Source organism: Tabrizicola flagellatus (assembly GCF_008271465.1).
GTDB classification, from domain to species: domain Bacteria; phylum Pseudomonadota; class Alphaproteobacteria; order Rhodobacterales; family Rhodobacteraceae; genus Tabrizicola; species Tabrizicola flagellata.
On the sequence record NZ_VMDU01000013.1, the window covers coordinates 42,497 to 62,400 of the forward strand.

Sequence of the window (19,904 nt, forward strand, 5' to 3'; positions counted from 1 at the left end):
TGCCCCTGACCCGAGGTTCCCGATGATCCCGCGCTATTCCCGCCCCGAAATGGTGGCGATCTGGTCCCCGGAAACCCGCTTTCGCATCTGGTTCGAGATCGAGGCCCATGCCTGCGATGCCCAGGCAGCGCTGGGGGTGATCCCGAAGGAGAACGCCGAGGCCGTCTGGCGCGCCAAGGACGTGCCTTTCGATGTGGCCCGGATCGACGAGATCGAGGCGGTGACCAAGCACGACGTGATCGCCTTCCTCACCCACCTGGCCGAGATCATCGGCAACGACGAGGCGCGCTTCGTCCACCAGGGCATGACCTCGTCGGACGTGCTGGACACCACGCTGAACATCCAGCTGGTGCGGGCGGCGGACCTGCTGCTCAAGGGCCTAGACCGGGTGCTCGCCGCGCTGAAGGCCCGCGCCTATGAACACAAGGACACCATCCGCATCGGCCGCAGCCACGGCATCCATGCCGAGCCGACCACCATGGGTCTGACCTTCGCCCGCTTCTACGCCGAGATGAAGCGCAACCGTGAACGGCTTGAAAACGCAAGGAAAGAGGTGGCGACCGGCGCGATTTCCGGCGCGGTGGGCACCTTCGCCAACATCGACCCGCGGGTGGAAGAACATGTCTGCAAGATGCTGGGCCTGACGCCCGAGCCCATCTCGACCCAGGTGATCCCGCGCGACCGGCATGCGATGTTCTTCGCCACGCTGGGGGTGATCGCAAGCAGCATCGAGAACGTCGCCATCGAGATCCGCCACATGCAGCGGACCGAGGTGCTGGAGGCTGAGGAGTATTTCTCGCCGGGCCAGAAGGGCAGTTCGGCCATGCCGCACAAGCGCAACCCGGTCCTGACCGAGAACCTGACCGGCCTTGCCCGGCTGGTGCGCATGGCCGTGGTCCCGGCGCTGGAGAACGTGGCGCTCTGGCACGAACGCGACATCAGCCATTCTTCTGTCGAACGGATGATCGGCCCCGACACCACGATCACGCTGGATTTCGCGCTGCACCGGCTGGCGGGCGTGGTGGAGAAGCTGGTGGTCTATCCCGAGAACATGTTGAAGAACCTCAACAAGTTCAAAGGCCTGGTGATGAGCCAGCGCGTGCTTCTGGCCCTGACCCAGGCCGGCGTCAGCCGCGAGGACGCCTACCGTCTGGTGCAGCGGAACGCGATGAAGGTCTGGGAGAAGGGCGCCGACTTCAAGTCCGAGCTTCTGGCCGACCCCGAGGTCACGGCCGCGCTCTCCCCCGCCGAGATCGAGGAGAAGTTCGACCTCGGCTACCACACCAGGCACGTCGACACGATCTTCGCCCGCGTTTTCGGCGAATGACGGAACCGTGATCGGCCCTGCCGGGCCGGTCGCGTTTTTCCGGTCTTGCCGTGGACACAATCGTGCTACCTTTCCGATTGTTGCGGACAGGCAGGCCAATGCGAATGATCGTTGTCGCATCTCTTGCCCTCGCGCCGCGGCTTGCGGCTGCCGCCGCCATGAAGACCGGAACGACCTGCGCCAGCCGACCCTGACAGAGGCCATCAACAGACGGAGGACCCGATGAAACCAGCCAGCCTTCTCGCCGTTCTCGCCTTCACGCTCGTCCCCAGCCTGTCGGCCGCAGCCGGCTGCCGGGGCGAACGCATCGACCAGACCGCCGCCAGCTGCGAGCCCGGAATGGTCTGGGACAGCGCCAAGGGCACCTGCGTCGAAAAGCCGACCAGCTGACGCCCGGCCTCAAGCATGCATTAACCTGCGGCTGCCAGGCTTTCCCCATCGGGAATCGATGAGGATGCGATGCCGCAGGATATGGTGCCCCTTGCCCGGATCACCCCGGAACGCCGGGCCGTGGCCGTCAACCCCTTGCCCCGCCGCGTTCTGACGCCGCGACAGAAGGCAGCCGTGATCGTGCGCTTTCTGCTTTCGCAGGAAACCTCGCTGCCGCTTTCGGCCTTGCCCGAACACATGCAGGCCGCCCTGGCCGAGCAGATGGGTCAGATGCGCCTGGTTGACCGCGCCACGCTGGACGAGGTGGTGGCCGAGTTCCTCGCCGAACTGGAATCGGTCGGCCTCGCCTTCCCCGGCGGGATTGAAGGCGCGCTGTCGATGATGGACGGTCACATCTCGCAATCGGCGGCCCAACGGCTGCGGCGGATGTCCACAGCCTCGTCCAAGATCGACCCCTGGGAACGCATCACCGCGCTGCCGACGGACCGGCTCTTGCCGATCCTTCTGAACGAGGCGGTCGAGGTCGGCGCCGTGATGCTCTCGAAACTGCCGGTGGCCAAGTCGGCCGAGCTTCTGGGCAAGCTGCCGGGCGAACGGGCACGCCGGGTCGCCTATGCGGTATCGCTGACCGGAAACGTGGACCCCGAAACGGTGCGCCGGATCGGTGCAGCGCTGCTGGCCGAACTCGACAACCAGCCGCCGAAGGCCTTCGAGCAGGGGCCGGTGCAGCGCGTGGGGGCAATCCTGAACGTCTCGCCATCGCTGACCCGCGACGAGGTGCTGGAGGGTCTGGAGGCCGAGGATGCCGCCTTTGCCGCCGAGGTGCGCAAGGCGATCTTCACCTTCGCCCATATCCCTGCGCGCCTGAACCCGCGCGACACGCCCAAGATCACCCGCCTCGTGGACCAGCCGCAGCTGGTGGCCGCGCTGGCCTTTGCCACGGGCAAGCCGGGGCTTGAGGAGGCGGCCGAATTCATCCTGGCCAACATCTCGCAGCGCCTGGCCCAGGGCCTGCGCGAGGAAATGGCCGCTCGCGGCAGGATCAGGGAGAAGGAGGCCGAAGAGGCGATGACCGCCGTCGTCACTGCGATCCGCACGCTTGAAGCCTCGGGCGAGATCACCCTGATCCAGCCCGAGGATGTCTGAGGAAAAGGGGGCGGGGATGCCGATCAGGCAATCCCGTCCGATGTGTCAGAACCGGTAGTCCAGCCGCAGCGCAACTTCGCTGTTCTTGACCTTGACACCGGTTCCGTCGAAATTGTCCTTGTTCTCGACGAGGTACTCGATCCCGGCGACGAACTTGCCGCCTTGTCCGAGGGCAAGACGGGCGCCGATGCCATAGTTCACCATCGTGTCGGAAAAGGCGGGCGTCTGGTTCAGATCGTACTTGGTCATGCCAACGAAGGCATAAGGCAGCAAGCGGCCCGCATCGTAGCCGCCGATCAGCTTGACCCGCGTCGCGTCCCAGTCCGACGCAGGGGCGAGATCGCCATAGTCCCCCTTGGAAAAGGACAGTTCGCCCCCGACAATGGCACGGCCGAAATCGCGCAGGTAGCCGGCGTGGATCCCGAAGCCCGAGGTGTCGTAATCGATGGAACTATCGCTGAAGCTCCCGCTAACGGCGCTGACACCGGCGTAGAACCCGGTCCAGTCCCACCCCGCCGGGGCAGCAGCCGGCGCGGCAACCTCGGGCTCTGCGGCGACAGCAACGGGTCCGCCCGCCTGCACCGCCCCTGCCGAAAGACCCAGCACCGCCGCAAGAACAAATCTCATGATACATCCTCCAATCAACGTCATGAATACAGGCTTTATACAGCTTGTTGCCGTTGGGGACAGTCGGGGAATCCGGCTTCCTGTAGCCAATTCACGAACAATCCGGGGCGATCGTCGCGCCAGCTGCGCCCCTTGCCGGCGCGGGCACAAGCCTCTAGAACCACCGGATGTCGGTCGTCCATCTGTCCCAGGTCACGCGCGGCGTGGCGTTGATGATCCTGGCGATCTTCCTTTTCACCGCGATGGATGCCACCGCCAAGGGGCTGATCGACCGCTATCCGGCCGCGCAGGTGATCTGGGTCCGCTTCGCCGGGCAGTTGGTGCTGGTCCTTCTGATCCTGCGTCACCACCTCGGCCCGGTCCTGCGCACGCGCTTTCCGGTGCTGCACTTCTGGCGTTCGGCCTCGCAGTTCGGGGCGACCACCTTCTTCTTCCTGTCGCTGGCCCATATCGGCCTGGCCGAAGCGACGGCCATCGCCGACACCAACCCCGTGCTCATCACGCTTGGCGCGGCGCTCTTCCTGGGCGAAAGGCTCGGACCGCGGCGCATCGCGGGCGTGGTCGTTGCGCTGATCGGTGCGCTGATCGTGATCCGCCCCGGCGCCGGGGTCTTCACCTGGGCCGCGATCCTGCCCTTCCTCTGCGCGCTCTCCTATGCGACATCGGCCCTGCTGACGCGGCGGATCGGGGCGCAGGAAAGCGTCTGGGCCTCGATGGTCTATGCCGCGCTGTTCGGGACCATCGCGGCAGGGGCCGCCCTGCCCTTCGTCTGGACCCCGGTCGCAACCGAGGATCTCTGGCGCTTTGGCCTGATCGCCTGCCTCGGCACCGGGGCGCAGCTCTGCATCATCCGCAGCTTCTCCATCACCGAGGCCGGGATCGTCGCGCCCTTCGCCTACCTCGGGATCGTCTTCGCCGCAGTCTGGGGCGTGGTGCTGTATGACCAGTGGCCGGATCGCTGGACTGTAGTCGGTGCGCTTGTGATCGTGGGGGCGGGACTTTATGTCTGGCACCGCGAAAACCGGGCGCTGCGCGCGCCTCAGCCGTGAAAGCCCCGATGCCCCCTGCCGGAGATGCCCAGCCCTTCCGCCCCGACCACTATGCGGTCAACCTGGTGGCGCGCGGGCTGATCGGGCTGGCACTGGCCCTGCCCTATCGCTGGCGGGTACCGCTGGTGGGCTGGCTGATGCGTCGGGCGATCGGTCCGGTCGCGGGCTACACCGCGCGGGCGCGCGAGAACCTGGCGCTGGTCTGGCCCGACCTGCCCCCGCACGAACGCGAGGCCATCGCAGCCGCCGCGCTGGACAATGCCGGCCGGACCCTGATCGAGAACTATTCGACCCGCGATTTCCTGGCCCGCGCCGGCGCCATCGAGCCCGAGGGGCCGGGCTATGCCGCGCTGATCGAGGCGCGCAACTCCGGGCGGCCGGTGATCCTGGTCTCGGGCCATTTCGGCAATTACGAGGCCGCGCGCGCCGCGCTGGTGGCACGGGGGTTCCAGATCGGCGGGCTCTACCGCAACCTGTCGAACCGCTATTTCAACGCGCATTACGTCCGCACGATGCAGGCTTTCGGCGGCCCGGTCTTTCCGCAGGGACGCAGCGGGACCGCGGGCTTCGTGCGGCATCTGAAGGCGGGGGGGCAGCTCGTCCTTCTGTTCGACCAGGACGTGGGCGGGGCGCCGGTCCTGCCCTTCCTCGGCCAGCCCGCGCGCACGGCGCTGTCGGCGGCGGAACTGGCGCTGCGGCTGAAGGCCGACCTGATCCCCTTCTTCGCCATCCGCCAGCCGGACGGACTGGGATTCCGGGTGGAGCTCGACGCGCCGATCCCGCACGAGGCGCCCGAAGCGATGATGCAGGCGGTGACCGCGGCGCTGGAGACCCGCGTCCGCGCCCATCCCGGCCAGTGGTTCTGGATCCATCGCCGCTGGAAGGGCGGTGGGCAGGTCTAGCGGCGTCAGTCCACCCGCGCGGCGGCAAGGATCGCGGCCGGCCCGTCCTGCTGAACGATCACAGCCCCCGGCTCGTCGCCCGGAAAGGGTGCCGTCACTTCCAGCGGCTCGCGGCCGGACCAGTCGCCCAGCCGTTCCCACGAGGTGACGATATTGGTGTAGGTTATGGTCTTGCCGGCGTTCTCGCCCCGCTCGATCCGCACCGTCTCTTCCGGGGTATAGCGCACCAGCTGCACCCGGACGGGCTCGTCCAGCGGCGGATCCGCCTCGGCCCGGATCACCAGCCTGTCGCCCTCGCGCTGGACTGTCAGCCGCACCGGCGTGCCGGCTTCCAGATGCGCGCGCAGCAGCTTGGCGGTCTTTTCCGGCGCGAACCCCTCGATCCGGTCCTGCCCGCCGATGATCAACTGCGGCGTGTAGATCGTCCGCGAGCCCACCGCCTTGGCATAGGCGCGCTGGCGGTCGGTGAACTGCGCCTTGGCGAAACGGTCTTCCCAGCCGATGTAGTCCCAGTAATCGACATGCAGCGCGAGGGGCAGGATCTGCGGGTTCGACGCCAGCATCGCCACGAATTCATCGGCCGGCGGGCAGGAGGAACAGCCCTGGGAGGTATAAAGCTCCACCACCACCACCGGCTCGGCCTGCAAGGGCACCGCGGCCGCAAGCCAGATCCCGCAAGCGGCGCTGACGAAATGTCGCATGTCGCGTATCCTGATCCTTGTCCCCAGTGCGTTATAGGGATGCCCGGCAGCGCGAGCCAATCAAGGTTTTGCGAGAGACCTGTCATATGCTGTAGGAAAGCCGCAAAGCGGGGCTGGATATTCGGCATACAATGGTATACAAATCCGCCGCAACCGACCTTCATGGGAGCCAGAGATGACCGTCACCGTTGGACATGACCTTTCCAAGACCCGCAAGACCCTGACCGCCGGCGGCCAGACGGTCCATTACTACTCGATCCCCGCCGCCGAGGCCGCGGGCCTGGGCGAGTTCTCGCGCCTGCCCGCCAGCCTGAAGGTCGTGCTGGAAAACATGCTGCGCTTCGAGGATGGCAAGACCGTCAGCGTGGACGACATCAAGGCCTTCTCCACCTGGGGCAAGAACGGCGGCCAGAACCCGATCGAGATCGCCTATCGCCCGGCCCGCGTGCTGATGCAGGACTTCACCGGCGTCCCGGCCGTCGTGGACCTCGCCGCGATGCGCGACGGGATCAAGGGGCTGAAGGGCTCGGCCGCGAAGATCAACCCGCTGGTGCCGGTGGACCTGGTCATCGACCACTCGGTCATGATCGACGAATTCGGCCACCCCCGCGCCTTCCAGATGAACGTGGACCGCGAATACGAGCGGAACATGGAGCGGTACGTCTTCCTGAAATGGGGCCAGAACGCCTTCAACAACTTCCGCGTCGTGCCGCCCGGCACCGGCATCTGCCACCAGGTGAACCTGGAATACCTCGCGCAGACCGTCTGGACCGACAAGGACCAGAACGGCGAGCTGGTCGCCTACCCCGACACGCTGGTCGGCACCGACAGCCACACCACAATGGTCAACGGCCTGGCCGTCCTCGGCTGGGGCGTGGGCGGGATCGAGGCCGAGGCCGCGATGCTGGGCCAGCCGGTGTCCATGCTGATCCCCGAGGTCGTGGGCTTCAAGCTGACCGGCCAGATGCGCGAGGGCACCACCGCGACCGACCTGGTGCTGAAGGTCGTGCAGATGCTGCGCAAGCATGGCGTGGTGAACAAGTTCGTCGAGTTCTACGGCGAAGGGCTTGACCACCTGCCGCTTGCCGACCGCGCCACCATCGCCAACATGGCCCCGGAATACGGCGCCACCTGCGGCTTCTTCCCGGTGGACGACGAGACCCTGCGCTACCTGCGCCAGACCGGCCGCGACGAGGGCCGCATCGCGCTGGTCGAGGCCTATGCCAAGGCCAACGGCATGTGGCGCGGCCCGGACTACGACCCGATCTACTCCTCGACCCTGCACCTCGACATGGGCGAGATCGTCCCCGCCATCTCCGGGCCCAAGCGCCCGCAGGACTACCTGCCGCTGACCGAGGCCAAGGCCTCCTTCGCGCGCGAGATGGAGACCAGCTTCAAGCGCCCGCTAGGCGTCGAGGTCGCCGTCGAGGGGCAGGACTACAAGCTCTCCTCCGGCAAGGTGGTGATCGCCTCGATCACCTCCTGCACCAACACTTCGAACCCCTATGTCCTGATCGGCGCGGGTCTGGTGGCGCGCAAGGCCCGCGCGCTGGGTCTGAACCGCAAGCCCTGGGTCAAGACCTCGCTCGCGCCGGGGTCGCAGGTCGTGTCGGAATACCTCAATGCCGCCGGCCTGCAGGAGGATCTCGACGCCATCGGCTTCAACCTCGTCGGCTACGGCTGCACCACCTGCATCGGCAACTCCGGGCCTTTGCAGCCGGAGATTTCCAGGGCGATCAACGAGGGCGACCTGGTGGCGGCCGCCGTGCTGTCGGGCAACCGCAACTTCGAGGGCCGGATCAGCCCGGACGTGCGCGCGAATTACCTCGCCTCGCCGCCCCTCGTCGTGGCCTATGCCCTGGCGGGCGACATGAACATCGACCTGACGACGGAACCGCTCGGCACGTCGAAGGACGGCAAGCCGGTCTATCTCAAGGACATCTGGCCGACCAACAAGGAAATCGCCGACATCGTCCACGCGGTCGTCACCCGCGAAGCGTTCCAGAAGAAATACGCCGATGTGTTCAAGGGCGACGCCAGGTGGCAGGCCGTGCAGGTCACGGATTCGGAAACCTACGACTGGCCGCCGAGCTCGACCTACATCCAGAATCCGCCTTATTTCCAGGGCATGTCCGCCAAGCCCGGCGTCATTCGCAACATCACCGGCGCGCGGGTGCTGGCGCTTCTGGGCGACATGATCACCACCGACCACATCAGCCCGGCCGGTTCGTTCAAGGCTTCAACTCCGGCCGGCAAGTATCTGACCGAACGCGGTGTTCCGGTGTCCGAGTTCAACAGCTACGGCGCCCGGCGCGGCAACCACGAGGTCATGATGCGCGGCACCTTCGCCAACATCCGCATCCGGAACGAGATGCTGGACGGGGTCGAGGGCGGCTACACCAAGGGACCGGACGGCGCGCAGACCTCGATCTACGACGCCTCGATGGCCTACCAGGCGCAAGGCACGCCCCTGGTGATCTTCGGCGGCATCGAATACGGCGCGGGGTCGTCGCGCGACTGGGCGGCGAAAGGCACGGCGCTGCTGGGCGTCAAGGCGGTCATCGCCGAATCCTTCGAGCGTATCCACCGTTCGAACCTGGTCGGCATGGGCGTCATCCCCTTCGAGTTCACCGGCGGCGACACCCGCAAGACGCTGGGTCTGAAGGGCGACGAAGTGGTCTCGATCGGCGGGCTGGAGGGCGACCTCAAGCCGCTCAGCCTGGTGCCCTGCACCATCCGCTATGCCGATGGCAGCGAGAAGGTGATCCAGCTGAAGTGCCGGATCGATACCGCCATCGAGATCGAATACGTCCAGAATGGCGGCGTCCTGCACTATGTGCTGCGGAATCTCGCAGCGTCCTGAGCGCGGAAACGCACTGTTTCCACGGAAGGCCCGGGCAACCCCCGGGTCTTCACTTTTTGTTCCGAGTTTCGGCGGCAGTCTGAGGTAGTCCCCGGCCAGAAGGCTTTGCACCATGTCCGACCGCTTTCCGCCCCTCCGCCCGCAACAGGCCATGACCCCGGCCCGCTCGACGGGCCGCGCGCTTCCGACCCCGGCCCCGATTGACCTGACGCTGCTCGCGGGCTTCGTACTCGTCCTGACCCTTGCGCTGATCTAGGGCACGCGCCGCGAACCGGGCGGTTCCCGGGGCCTGCGACGGGGGTCAGACCGGGCAGTGCAGAAGTTAAGAGATCCCTAACGTCCGCGACCAAGTCATTGGGATCATTGGACGATCAGAAAATGTCCACCGTGGACACTCAGCTGCCGCCGGCCAGCGCCTTCTCCAGTTCCGGCTTGAAGCGGGTCTCGTAATCGGTGCCGACCAGCGGCCCGACAAAGCGGAACAGGACGGTCCCGTCCCCTCCGATGATGAAGGTCTCGGGCGGGGCGGTGACCCCCCAGTCAATCGCCCCGCGCATCGTCGGGTCGGTGGCGACACCGATGAAGGGGTTGCCCTCCTCGGCCAGGTAGGCCACGGCCTTCGCGTCGTCGTCGCGGATGTTGACCCCGGCGACCCGGATGCCTTGGGCAGCCATCTCCTTCAGCACCGGATGTTCGGCCCGGCAGGGCGGGCACCAGGTGGCCCAGAAGTTGACCACCGTCACCTCGCCCGACCGCAGATCGGCTTCGGTCAGCCCGGGGATGCCCGGCAGCGTCGTCGCGGGCAGGGCCGGCGCCGGTCGGCCGACGAAGACCGATTGCAGCTCTCCGGGGTTCGACCGCTGCATCCCCGCGTAGAACAGCCCCGCCAGTCCCGCGAACAGGACCGGGGGCAGGATCATCAGCCACCTAGCCATCCGACTTCTCCTGCCGCGCCTCGACCTCGGCCAGCGCGCGCTTCATCCGCGCCGACTGCCACAGCGACAGCCCGACCAGCGCCGCGACCAGCACCGCCGTGGCCAGATAGGACCCCAGCACCGCGACGGCGTATTTCCCCAGATCCGGCATCATGCGACCCGCTCCCGCGCCAGAAGGGCCTTCAGCCGCCGCGCACGGATCTCGGTCCGGGTGCGCACGAGGACCATGGTCACGAACAGGAGGATGAAGCCCGCGATGCAGACCACCAGCGGCAGCCAGAACACGTCCGACACATTCTCCTGCTTGTCCATCGACAGCGAGGCCCCCTGGTGCAGCCCCTGGTTCCAGAAGTTCACCGCATAGCGCGACAGGAGCGCAAAGACCGAGCCAACCAGGCAGAGGATCGAGGTCAGGTCGGCCGCCGTGTCGGGGTCCTCGATGGCCGCCCAGAGCGCCATGTAGCCGAAATAGAACAGCGTCAGGATCAGGAACGAGGTAAGCCGCGGGTCCCAGGCCCACCAGGTGCCCCACATCGGCTGGCCCCAGAGCGCGCCGGTGACCAGCGCGATCAGCGTGAAGGTCAGCCCCACCGGCGCGGCGGCCTTGGCAGCGAGCGCCGAGACGTGGTGGCGGCGGACGATCCAGATCAGCGAGGTCACCAGCATCATGATCCAGGCATTGATCGCCATCATCGCGGCGGGCACATGCAGGTAGATGATCTTGACCGTCGAGCCCTGCTTGTAGTCGTCGGGCGTGAAGAAGAAGCCCCAGACCAGGCCGACGACCAGCAGGATCACCGTCAGCCCCACAGCCCAGGGCAAGGCCCAGGCCGAGGTCTGCATGAACTTCTTCGGGTTCGCATATTCCCAAATCGACATGGGCAGTTGCCTATCCTGTTCCAGTTTTCCGCTCAACACACCATCGCGCGAGAGTTCAGCGCAAATTGACGCGGATCGCGCTTGCGGCCGCAAACGGCAACAGCGCCGCTGCCCCCAGGCTGATCGCTGCAAGCAGCGCCAGGGGCGTCCCCAACGCCATCCCTTCGGCCCCGCGCCGGACGACCTCTCCGCCGAAGATAAGGGTGGGCACATAGAGCGGCAGGACCAACAGCGACAGGAGAAGCCCGCCCCGGCGCAGGCCCACGGTGAGCGCAGCGCCGAAGGCGCCGATCATCGACAGGGCCGGCGTGCCGAGCACGAGGCTCACCACAAGCCAGGGATAGCCCCCCGAGGGCAGGTTCAGGAACACCGCCAGCCCGGGCGCGATCAGGGTCAGGGGCAAGCCCGTGACCAGCCAGTGCGCAAGCGCCTTGACCGCGACGACAGCCTCAAGCGGGATCGGCGCAGTGGCCAGCAGGTCCAGCGATCCGTCCTCGTGATCCAGCGCGAAGATCCGGTCCAGAGACAGAAGGCAGGCCAGGAGCGCGCCGACCCACAGGATCCCCGGCGCGATCCGGCCCAGCGTCCCGCCCTCGGGCCCGACCCCCAAGGGCACCAGCACCGACAGAAGGAAGAAGAACGCCAGCCCCAGCCCGAACCCGCCGCCGGAGCGGAAGGCAAGCCGCAGGTCGCGCAGCAGCAGCGCCTTCATGACGCCCCCCGCATTTGCCCTTTTCCAAAATACTCCCGCCGGAGGCTCCGACGGCGCATCCGGGTGCCGGGGTCGGTCATGCGAAGGCCTCGTCGAAGCCGGTATTCTGGATCACCCGGGCGCGGTGGGGCTCGAGGTCGAGCACCTGCGCCTCGGGCAGGCCGAGATCCACATGGGTGGCGATGACCGCAAGCCCGCCATGCGCCAGATGCGCGCGAACCGCGGCGGCAAAGAGCGCGACCGAGGCCACGTCGAGGCTGACGGTGGGTTCGTCGAGCAGCCAGACCGGCCGCCCCGTCACCAGAAGCCGCGCGAGGCCCAGGCGGCGCTTCTGGCCGGCGGAAAGCTCTCCGGCGCGGCGGCGGACGAGGGCGGTCAGGTCGAGCGCGGCCAGGGCCGCGTGGATCCCCGGACCGCCGTAGATGCGCGACCAGAATTCCAGGTTCTCGGCCACGGTCAGGGTCGATTTCAGCCCGTCGGCATGGGCGGCATAGGCGACCGTATCGGGGGACAGGTCGAAGGCCCCCCCGGCGGGCGGTTGCAGGCCGGCCAGCGTGCGCAGGAGCGTGGTCTTGCCCGCCCCGTTCGGTCCGCGCAGGATCAGCGCCTCGCCAGAGGCCACGCGCAGCGTCAGGCCGCGCAGGACCGTGACGCCGCCCCGGGCCACCGCAAGGTCATCCAGTTTCAGCATGGCCGAAGCCCTAGCCGAAGGTGGGGAGATCGGAAAGGGGGATGGTCAGCCATCCTCCCAGTCCCCGAGAAGGATGTTGCGCGTCACCACCTCGACCGGCCGCTCCCGCGCGATCAGGCCCGCGACCCATTCGCAGGAGGCGGCGTTGAACACGGCCCCCCTGCCCCGCCGGTATTCCGCCATGCAGCCGTTGCCGCGGCTGGCTAGGCCGAGCGTTTCCGGCGTGATCGCGCCATATACGGTCTGCGCCACCTCCTCGGCGTCGAGCGTGCCGATGAAGTGATCCATGTCGTGCGGCCCGGTGTGATGCGCCAGCGTGGTGGCGGGCGAGAGGGCGACGATGGTCAGGTCCCCTTCCAGCCCGGTATCGGGGGCGGGGTATGGCAGGCCCTTGCGGATCTCGTAGTCGATCCCGTCCACCTCGTAGCCAAAGATCTTCGAGTGCGCGCCAAGGACATCGCCGTAGCCAAGGCCGGTGCCGGCCATCGACCAATGGTCGGGGCGATAGAGGGTGAAGCCGCCGGAGCCGTGGGCGGCGCAGCGGCTCCAGCCGGCATAGACGCCCATTGATCCGGTCAGGCCCATCGTCGCCACGGCCGGGCGGCGGGCGCGGGGGTGGTCCCAGTAGCTGGTGATGCGGTCGGTCTGGCCAAGGGGGTCCTCGGCCTCGGCCCTGGACTTGTGGCAGGTCTGGGTGAGGAGGTCGGGCGAGAGCCGCGTCTGCCAGAAGAAGTTGCCGCCGAAGCGCGCAAGCTGGCCGCCTGCGTCGATCCAGGCGTCGAGATGGTCGCGCATCTCCCAGGTCCAGTATTCGTCATGGCCGACGATGACGGCGCGCGGGTAACCTTTCAGAAGGTCGGGGTCGGCGTGGAGGTCGTGCTGGGTGACGTAGTCCAGTGCGATGCCCTGCCCCTCCGCCCAAAGCGCGAAGGGGCGCTCAAACGCGGCCCAGCCAGAGGAGGCGTATTTCTTGGAAATGCCGTTCGCGCGGGCGTAGTCCATGTGCGGATAGCGCGGGCGGGAGAGAAGCGGCGAGGCATGGGGGATGCGGGGGGCGTCCTCGGGCCAGCGGACGAAGCCTTTGGCCCAGGGGCGCAGGAGGCTGACCTCGGCGGCGAAATCCCCCCCGGTCGGGCCGCAGAGGCCCTGGTAATGGTTCGACCCGCCCCAGTCGTTGTAGGCGCACCAGGTGCCGGTGGCGAGGATCAGGGCCAGCTTCGTGGTGGGTCGGGCGGGTTTCAGGACGAACATGCCTTGGGAGGAGTGGCCGTCGATCTCCAGCGTCACGGTATAAACGCCGGTCGGCCAGTCCTCGGGGATCCGCGTCTCGAAGGCCTCGGGCCAGCCGCAGCCCTTGACCGAGCAATCGGAAGGGGTGGCGGCGAAACGGGTTGGGATGGTGGTGTCGAGGACGGTGAAGGGCGTGAGGCCGTCGCGGGCGATGACCAGGCGGGCTTCGCGGGCCGAGGACATGGCGTGGAGGCGCAGGGTCTCTCCCGGCCGGTAGGACAGCGCGGCGGTGTAGCCCCAGACCTGGGGGCGCGCCGGGTCGGGCGAGGCGGTCTCGAAATAATGCCCGGTGACCGGATCGCCGTCGTCATGGGGACCGGGGACGAAGAAGCCTTGCATCGTGCGCCTCGCGTGGTTTTCGCGCAGCATCGGCGGGGCGCGGGGCGATGGCAACGGGCTTGATCCTTGAAATGTGGCCGTTGCTGTGGCCCCTTGGCCGAAAACAGGGGGTTTCATGCGGATCGGAGATGTCTCGTTCTGGTATGCCGACATCGGCCTGCCCTACCGGCGCGCGGCGCTGGCCGGCGACACGACGGCGGATGTGGCGATCATCGGGGCGGGATATACCGGGCTCTGGACCGCCTGGTACCTGAAACAGGCGAACCCCGCGCTGGACGTGCTGGTGATCGAGAAGGAGTTCGCGGGCTTCGGCGCCTCGGGCCGGAACGGGGGCTGGCTGACGGGCGGCTTTGCCTGGAACCATGCGCGGTATCTGGAGAGCTCGTCGGAGCACGCGGTGCGCGCCATGGTCGAGGCGATGAACGGCACGGTGGAAGAAGTGATCCGCGTGGCCGAGGCCTGCGGGATCGAGGCCGACATCCAGCGCACCGACGAGCTGATGGTGGCGACGAAGCCGGCGCAGCTCGGGCGGATGCGGGCCGAGGTGGCGCACCGGCGGCACTGGGGCGAGGAGGACCGGGTCTTCGAGATGTCGGCGAAGGACCTGGAGGCGCGCATCCGCATCCCCGGGGCGCTTGGCGCGATGGTGGTGACGAACGTGGCGCGCGTGCAGCCGGCCAAGCTGGTCCGGGGGCTGGCCAAGGCGGTGGAGCGCGCGGGCGTCAGGATCGTCGAGGGCACCACCGTCACGGGCTATGAGCCGGGGGTGGTCACCACCGACCACGGCCGCGTCGAGGCGCCGGTGATCCTGCGCTGCACCGAGGGCTTCACGGCAGGATTGCCGGGGCACAAGCGGGAATGGCTGCCGATGAACTCGGCCCAGATCGCGACCGAGCCGCTGCCGCCCGAGGTGTGGGAGAAGATCGGCTGGCAAGGCCATGAGATCGTGGGCGATTTCGCCAACGCCTATTGCTATTGCCAGCGCACGCGCGAGGGTCGGATCACCGTGGGCGCGCGCGGGGTTCCCTACCGGTTCGGCTCGAACCTCGACACGAACGGCGCGCCGGACCCCGAAACGATCCGGCGGCTGACCGCGATCCTGCACCGGCATTTCCCCGCCGCACGGGGCGCCAGGATAGACCATGCCTGGTGCGGCGTCCTGGGCGTGCCGCGCGACTGGTGCGCGACGGTGGGGCTGGACCCGACCACCGGCCTGGGCTGGGCGGGGGGCTATGTGGGGGTGGGGGTTTCCACTTCGAACCTCGCGGGGCGGACGCTGGCCGACCTGGCCCTGGGACGGGACACGGACCTGGTCCACCTGCCCTGGGTCAACCGCCGGGTGCGCAACTGGGAGCCCGAGCCGATCCGCTGGCTGGGGGTGCACGGGATGTATGCGCTGCTGAACGCCGCCGACCGGCGCGAGGACCGGCCGGGCGCGGGGCCGTCGAAGCTGGCGGCGCTGGGGAACTGGCTGACCGGGCGCGGTTAGCGCAAACTGAACGCTTGCCCGGACCGGACGGCTTGGCCTACCGTGCGCCCCATCTGCTGGGGGGGAATCCGCAATGTCCATCGATCGCCGTCAGTTCCTTGCCGGGTCCGTCGCGCTGCTTGCGTCGCCCGCCCTTGCCGCCGACCGGGCCGAGCTGTGCCGGGGCGCTCTGATCGACTGGCACCGTCTGGTGCTTGAACTGGTGCGCCACACCGCGACCTATTCGCCCCCCGTGGCCAGCCGCGCCTTCGCCTATGTCGGCATCATCGCGCATGAATGTCATGTGGGCTTGGTGCCGGGGCCGGTGACGCTGGCGGGCCAGGTGCACGGACTGGAACCCCTGCCCGCCCCTGCCCCGGGCCTCGACCCGGCAGCGGTGCTGGATGCGGCCCTCGGCAAGGCGATGGTCGATTTCTTCGGCAACACCGGCCCCAGCGGCCAGGGCGCGATGCAGGCCATGGCGCGCAAGCTGGCCGGTGAGATCGACCGCGACCTTGCGCCCGAGATTGCCGCCGCGAGCCGCGCGCACGGGCTGGCCATCGCCGACCATGTCTGGGCCTGGTCGCAGTCCGACGGCGGCGCGGTGGTGGAAAACCTCGGCTTTCCCTATGATTACACCTTTGGCGAGGATCCGTCCGACTGGGTCCCGACCAGCGACATCCGCATCCAGCAGGCGCCGCTTTTGCCGAACTGGGGCACGAACCGCACCTTCGCCATGCCCGAGGCGGCCGCCTGCACCGTGCCCGCGCATCCCGCATTCTCGACCGAACCCGGCACCGCCTTCTACGAGGCCGCGCGCGAGGTCTATGACGTCTCGAAAACCCTGACCGACGAGCAGAAGATCATCGCCCGCTTCTGGTCGGACGACCCGATGCTGTCCCCGACCCCGCCCGGGCACTGGGTCTCGATCATCCTCCAGATCGCCGAGCGGGACAGGCTGCCGGCCGAACGCACGGCGGCGGCGCTGGCGGTGAACGGGATCGCGGTGGCCGATGCCTTCATCGCCTGCTGGCGCGAGAAATACATCTACAACCTGATCCGGCCGGTCACCTACATCAAGCGCCACATCGACCCGAAATGGGAGACGCTGCTGATCACGCCGCCCTTCCCGGAATATCCCTCGGGCCATTCGGTGCAGTCCGGCGCGGCCGAAGTGGCGCTGACCGCGATCTTCGGCGAGAACTTCGCCTTCGAGGATGCCACCCACGAAGACGACGGCCTGCCGGTGCGCCGGTTCGCCAACTTCCGCGAGGCAGCGGAGGAGGCAGCCATATCAAGGCTTTACGGTGGAATCCACTACCGGTTTGCCTGCGACGAAGGCCTGGTGCAGGGCCGCTGCATCGGCGCCCATGCCGCACGGCTGAGGACCTTCGCGTGAGGGGCGCGATCGCAGTCCTCTGCTCTGTGGCCCTGCCTGCCCTTGCCGATCCGGCGGTCCCGGCCTTTATCGACGAGACCGCAACTTCGGGGCTGTCCACCGTCTATGAGGGCGACTGGGACTACATGGTCGGCGGCGGGGTCGCCAGCTTCGACTGTTCCGGGGACGGCTTCCCCGAGCTCTTCCTGTCGGGCGGTGCCGGCCCTTCGGCGCTGTATCTGAACCGCAGCACGCCGGGAGGTCCGCTTTCCTTCGCGAAGACCGAGGCCCTGACCATGGACGCTGTGCTGGGCGCCTATCCGCTGGACATCGACAGCGACGGGGTGATGGATCTGGTGGTGCTGCGGCAGGGGCCGAACCGCCTGCTGCGGGGCCTTGGCGACTGCAAGTTCGGGGACGCGACCGAGGCCTGGGGCTTCGACGGCGGTGACGCCTGGTCCACCGCCTTCGCCGCGATCTGGGAGAAGGGCCGGGACTGGCCGACCATCGCCATCGGCAACTACATCGACCGCGCGGCCGAGGATTTCCCCTGGGGGTCCTGCACCGACAACTGGCTGCACCGGCCCGAGGGTCGCAGCTTCGCCCCGCCGATCCCGCTGACACCGTCCTTCTGTGCACTGTCGATGCTGTTCACCGACTGGAACAGGTCGGGCCAGTGGGCGCTGCGAGTGTCGAACGACCGGGAATACTACAAGGGTGGGCAGGAACAGCTCTGGCACCTCGACCCCGGCCAGCCGCCGCGGCTTTACACCGAGGCCGAGGGCTGGAAGCGCCTGCGCATCTGGGGCATGGGGATCGCGGCGGCGGATGTGAACCGCGACGGCTATCAGGACTATTTCCTGACCTCGATGGCCGACAACAAGCTGCAGTTCCTCAAGGATCCGGCCTCGGGCAAGCCGGATTACGCCGATCTGGCCTTCAAGTCCGGGGTGACAGCCCACAGGCCGTATACCGGCGACGACCTGCGCCCCTCCACCGCCTGGCACCCGCAATTCGCCGACGTGAACAACGACGGAAGGCTGGACATCTTCGTGGCCAAGGGCAACGTGGCGAAGATGCCGGACTTCGCCGAGCGCGACCCGAACAACCTGCTGCTCGGCACCGCCGACGGCCCCTTCGTCGAGGCCGGAGACAGAGCGGGGGTCGCCAGCATGGGCATCGGTCGCGGCGCGCAGGTGGTGGACCTGAACCTCGACGGCCTGCTGGACATCGTGGTGGTGAACCGCTGGACCCCGGCCGAGGTCTGGCGCCAGACCGGCGAAAGCGCTGGCAACTGGGTGCAGGTCCGGCTGGCGCAGGACGGCACCAACCGCGACGCCATCGGCGCGCTGGTCGAGATCCGGCGCGGCGAGGCGATCGAGCGCCATGAGATCGCCTCGGGCGGCGGCCATGTTTCGGGCTCGGTCGGATGGCTGCATTTCGGGCTTGGCGAAGCAACAAGCGCGGAGATGCGGGTCATCTGGCCGGATGGATCCGAGGATCCGTGGCTGACCCTGCCGGCAGGCAGTTTCCAGATCCTGCGCCCCGGCAAACCGGCGGAGGCCTGGAGTCCCGGCTGATCGCCGCGCGAATCATGTGCGGAGGCAGACCAGGCCTGCACGCACAATCCCTGATTGCAAGCCATCTGCCTCGATCCCGCGACTTCCGGAAGCATGGTATGATTAGGGCAAGATCAAGGCGCATCCTCATGGGGCCACAAAGGAAATTGTCACACTTCGCAAAATGCGAATCTTGCCGCCAACTGCGCGCAGGGCAAAAAATCCATTCTGAATCATGGCCTTGCCGAAACTGCTTCGCGAAAGTTTCATTCTCGGCCGGGATTTGGCGCCAAAGCAATCAGGACGCCGTTTTTTCCAGAAATCTTGGGCATTTGCGTCCGCCGCTTCTTAGGAGTTAGAATTGTTAACGGATGCAGCGATCCATCGAATTGATGCCGGTGCGCATTAACCCGCAGGAACGTAAGTCCGGCAACACTCGCGCAACGCGCTGGTGGGCATACCGTGTGAATTGATGAGTGACCTGACCGGCAGGTGTAACGTGACGCAAGGCCCGACGCAGATCAGCAATCAGCTGGAGACCGAACTGGGCCGCGTGGACCCGGATGCCTTCGCTGATGACCTGAAGCCGGGGACCAAGCTTCTGGGCGGGCACTACACGATCGAGGGTTTCCTGAACAGCGGCGGCTTCGGAATCACCTATCTGGCGAAGGACAGCCTGAACCGGACCGTGGTGATCAAGGAATGCTTTCCGAACGCGCTCTGCCGCAGGTCCACCAGCCTGGTCCGTGCCCGTTCGCGGAAGCACCAGAACGATTTCCGCGGCTTCGTCGAAAGCTTCATCGCCGAGGCAAAGAGCCTGGCCCGGCTGGTGCACCCGAACATCGTCGGCGTGCACCAGGTGTTCGAGGACAATGACACCGCCTACATGGCCATCGACTATATCGACGGCCAGGACCTGCACGACATCATGAACTCGACCGATCAGGCCTTCACGCCCGATCAGATCGTGACCATGCTGAAGAAGATGCTGAGCGCGGTGGAGTTCATCCACCAGGCCGGGATCCTGCACCGCGACATCTCGCCCGACAACATCCTGGTGGACAAGAGCGGCAACCCGATCCTGATCGACTTCGGTGCCGCCAGCGAACAGGTGGTGCGGGCAACCCGGGTCCTGACCGGCCGACGGGTCATCAAGGAAGGATACTCGCCGCAGGAATTCTATCTGACCGGTGCCGAGCAGAGCCCGGCCAGCGACCTCTATTCCCTGGCTGCGACCTTCCATCATCTGATCTCGGGCAAGGCGCCACCGGAAAGCCAGCGCCGGCTCGCCCGCGTGGCGGAAGGGGAACCCGACCCCTATGAACCTCTGGCCGGCCGGTTCGAAGGCTATCCGCCAGGCTTCCTGGAAGCGATCGACAAGGCGGCCCGCGTCATGCCCCGCGACCGCATCCAGTCCGCAGCAGACTGGCTGGACTGGATCCGGATCGGCGAGGAGGGCGGAACGCTGCCCGAAGGCCTGACCGCCCGCCCCGCCGACCGGCCTGTCGCGGGAGCATCGCGCCCGGTGGCCGCTGCGCACGAGGCCACGGCCCCGAGTCCCTGGGCCAGATACGGGGCTGGCGGCGCCCTCGTCTTGGCCGGGCTGGCTGCGGTCTGGTGGCTTCTTCCCTAGGGTCTGGACAGCTCG

General features: G+C 67.5%; 19 protein-coding genes. 11 read left to right on the forward strand and 8 right to left on the reverse strand.

Annotated elements, in window-relative coordinates; translation table 11 throughout:
• The first annotated feature begins 22 nt into the window (after positions 1–22).
• From purB to FL625_RS14595, 3 genes are all read left to right on the forward strand, one after another.
• Complete coding sequence (gene purB, locus FL625_RS14590) at positions 23–1,327, forward strand: adenylosuccinate lyase (RefSeq protein WP_149589410.1); 1,305 nt, start codon at positions 23–25, stop codon at positions 1,325–1,327.
• A gap of 222 nt (positions 1,328–1,549) precedes the next feature.
• Positions 1,550–1,717 carry a hypothetical protein gene (locus tag FL625_RS18105; RefSeq protein ID WP_160147789.1) on the forward strand — a complete coding sequence of 56 codons (168 nt, stop codon included), beginning with the start codon at positions 1,550–1,552 and terminating at the stop codon, positions 1,715–1,717.
• A 69-nt stretch (positions 1,718–1,786) separates the two neighbouring features.
• Positions 1,787–2,863 (forward strand): flagellar motor switch protein FliG, encoded by a 1,077-nt coding sequence (locus FL625_RS14595; RefSeq protein WP_235019428.1) that lies wholly within the window; start codon positions 1,787–1,789, stop codon positions 2,861–2,863.
• Between the two features lie 45 nt (positions 2,864–2,908).
• Here the strand turns inward: FL625_RS14595 and FL625_RS14600 are convergent, their stop codons facing one another.
• Complete coding sequence (locus tag FL625_RS14600; protein ID WP_160147790.1) at positions 2,909–3,490, reverse strand: outer membrane beta-barrel protein; 582 nt, start codon at positions 3,488–3,490, stop codon at positions 2,909–2,911.
• 167 nt (positions 3,491–3,657) lie between these two features.
• On the opposite strand from FL625_RS14600, the gene FL625_RS14605 reads away from it, so the two are divergent.
• Positions 3,658–4,539 (forward strand): DMT family transporter, encoded by an 882-nt coding sequence (locus tag FL625_RS14605; RefSeq protein WP_149589412.1) that lies wholly within the window; start codon positions 3,658–3,660, stop codon positions 4,537–4,539.
• Positions 4,540–4,547: 8 nt separating this feature from the next.
• Positions 4,548–5,441 (forward strand): lysophospholipid acyltransferase family protein, encoded by an 894-nt coding sequence (locus tag FL625_RS14610; RefSeq protein WP_149589413.1) that lies wholly within the window; start codon positions 4,548–4,550, stop codon positions 5,439–5,441.
• 5 nt (positions 5,442–5,446) lie between these two features.
• Here FL625_RS14610 and FL625_RS14615 read toward each other — a convergent pair whose 3' ends face one another.
• Entirely contained in the window at positions 5,447–6,142 is a 696-nt protein-coding gene (locus FL625_RS14615; protein WP_149589414.1) for a DUF1223 domain-containing protein, read from the reverse strand.
• A gap of 175 nt (positions 6,143–6,317) precedes the next feature.
• Between FL625_RS14615 and acnA the strand changes: the two genes are divergently transcribed.
• Both acnA and FL625_RS18110 read left to right on the forward strand, forming a co-directional pair.
• The gene (gene acnA / locus FL625_RS14620; protein ID WP_149589415.1) at positions 6,318–9,005 is read left to right on the forward strand and encodes an aconitate hydratase AcnA; all 2,688 of its coding nucleotides are present in this window, start codon (positions 6,318–6,320) and stop codon (positions 9,003–9,005) included.
• Positions 9,006–9,117: 112 nt separating this feature from the next.
• Positions 9,118–9,261 (forward strand): hypothetical protein, encoded by a 144-nt coding sequence (locus FL625_RS18110; RefSeq protein ID WP_160147791.1) that lies wholly within the window; start codon positions 9,118–9,120, stop codon positions 9,259–9,261.
• Between the two features lie 139 nt (positions 9,262–9,400).
• Here the strand turns inward: FL625_RS18110 and FL625_RS14625 are convergent, their stop codons facing one another.
• The 6 genes from FL625_RS14625 to FL625_RS14650 form a co-directional block, all read right to left on the reverse strand.
• Entirely contained in the window at positions 9,401–9,940 is a 540-nt protein-coding gene (locus FL625_RS14625) for a DsbE family thiol:disulfide interchange protein (protein WP_235019429.1), read from the reverse strand.
• Positions 9,933–10,094: a heme exporter protein CcmD gene (ccmD, locus tag FL625_RS14630; protein ID WP_149589416.1), complete on the reverse strand. Its 162-nt coding sequence runs from the start codon at positions 10,092–10,094 to the stop codon at positions 9,933–9,935. Before ccmD ends, FL625_RS14625 begins: the two co-directional genes overlap by 8 nt.
• Positions 10,091–10,819 (reverse strand): heme ABC transporter permease, encoded by a 729-nt coding sequence (locus tag FL625_RS14635; protein WP_200833955.1) that lies wholly within the window; start codon positions 10,817–10,819, stop codon positions 10,091–10,093. Before FL625_RS14635 ends, ccmD begins: the two co-directional genes overlap by 4 nt.
• A gap of 55 nt (positions 10,820–10,874) precedes the next feature.
• Positions 10,875–11,531 carry a heme exporter protein CcmB gene (gene ccmB, locus FL625_RS14640; RefSeq protein ID WP_149589417.1) on the reverse strand — a complete coding sequence of 219 codons (657 nt, stop codon included), beginning with the start codon at positions 11,529–11,531 and terminating at the stop codon, positions 10,875–10,877.
• A gap of 76 nt (positions 11,532–11,607) precedes the next feature.
• Entirely contained in the window at positions 11,608–12,222 is a 615-nt protein-coding gene (ccmA, locus tag FL625_RS14645) for a heme ABC exporter ATP-binding protein CcmA (protein WP_149589418.1), read from the reverse strand.
• A 45-nt stretch (positions 12,223–12,267) separates the two neighbouring features.
• Complete coding sequence (locus FL625_RS14650; RefSeq protein ID WP_160147792.1) at positions 12,268–13,905, reverse strand: N,N-dimethylformamidase beta subunit family domain-containing protein; 1,638 nt, start codon at positions 13,903–13,905, stop codon at positions 12,268–12,270.
• 61 nt (positions 13,906–13,966) lie between these two features.
• Between FL625_RS14650 and FL625_RS14655 the strand changes: the two genes are divergently transcribed.
• The 4 genes from FL625_RS14655 (at position 13,967) to FL625_RS14670 (ending at position 19,889) form a co-directional block, all read left to right on the forward strand.
• Positions 13,967–15,340: an NAD(P)/FAD-dependent oxidoreductase gene (locus tag FL625_RS14655; protein ID WP_149589420.1), complete on the forward strand. Its 1,374-nt coding sequence runs from the start codon at positions 13,967–13,969 to the stop codon at positions 15,338–15,340.
• A gap of 73 nt (positions 15,341–15,413) precedes the next feature.
• Positions 15,414–16,718, forward strand: coding sequence for a vanadium-dependent haloperoxidase (locus FL625_RS14660; protein WP_149589421.1), 1,305 nt, complete (start codon positions 15,414–15,416; stop codon positions 16,716–16,718).
• Positions 16,715–18,277, forward strand: coding sequence for a CRTAC1 family protein (locus tag FL625_RS14665; protein WP_200833956.1), 1,563 nt, complete (start codon positions 16,715–16,717; stop codon positions 18,275–18,277). The genes FL625_RS14660 and FL625_RS14665 overlap by 4 nt, the downstream gene beginning before the upstream one ends.
• Before the next feature lie 451 nt (positions 18,278–18,728).
• On the forward strand, positions 18,729–19,889 hold the full coding sequence (locus FL625_RS14670) for a serine/threonine protein kinase (protein ID WP_149589422.1): 1,161 nt from the start codon (positions 18,729–18,731) through the stop codon (positions 19,887–19,889).
• Positions 19,890–19,904: the final 15 nt, after the last annotated feature.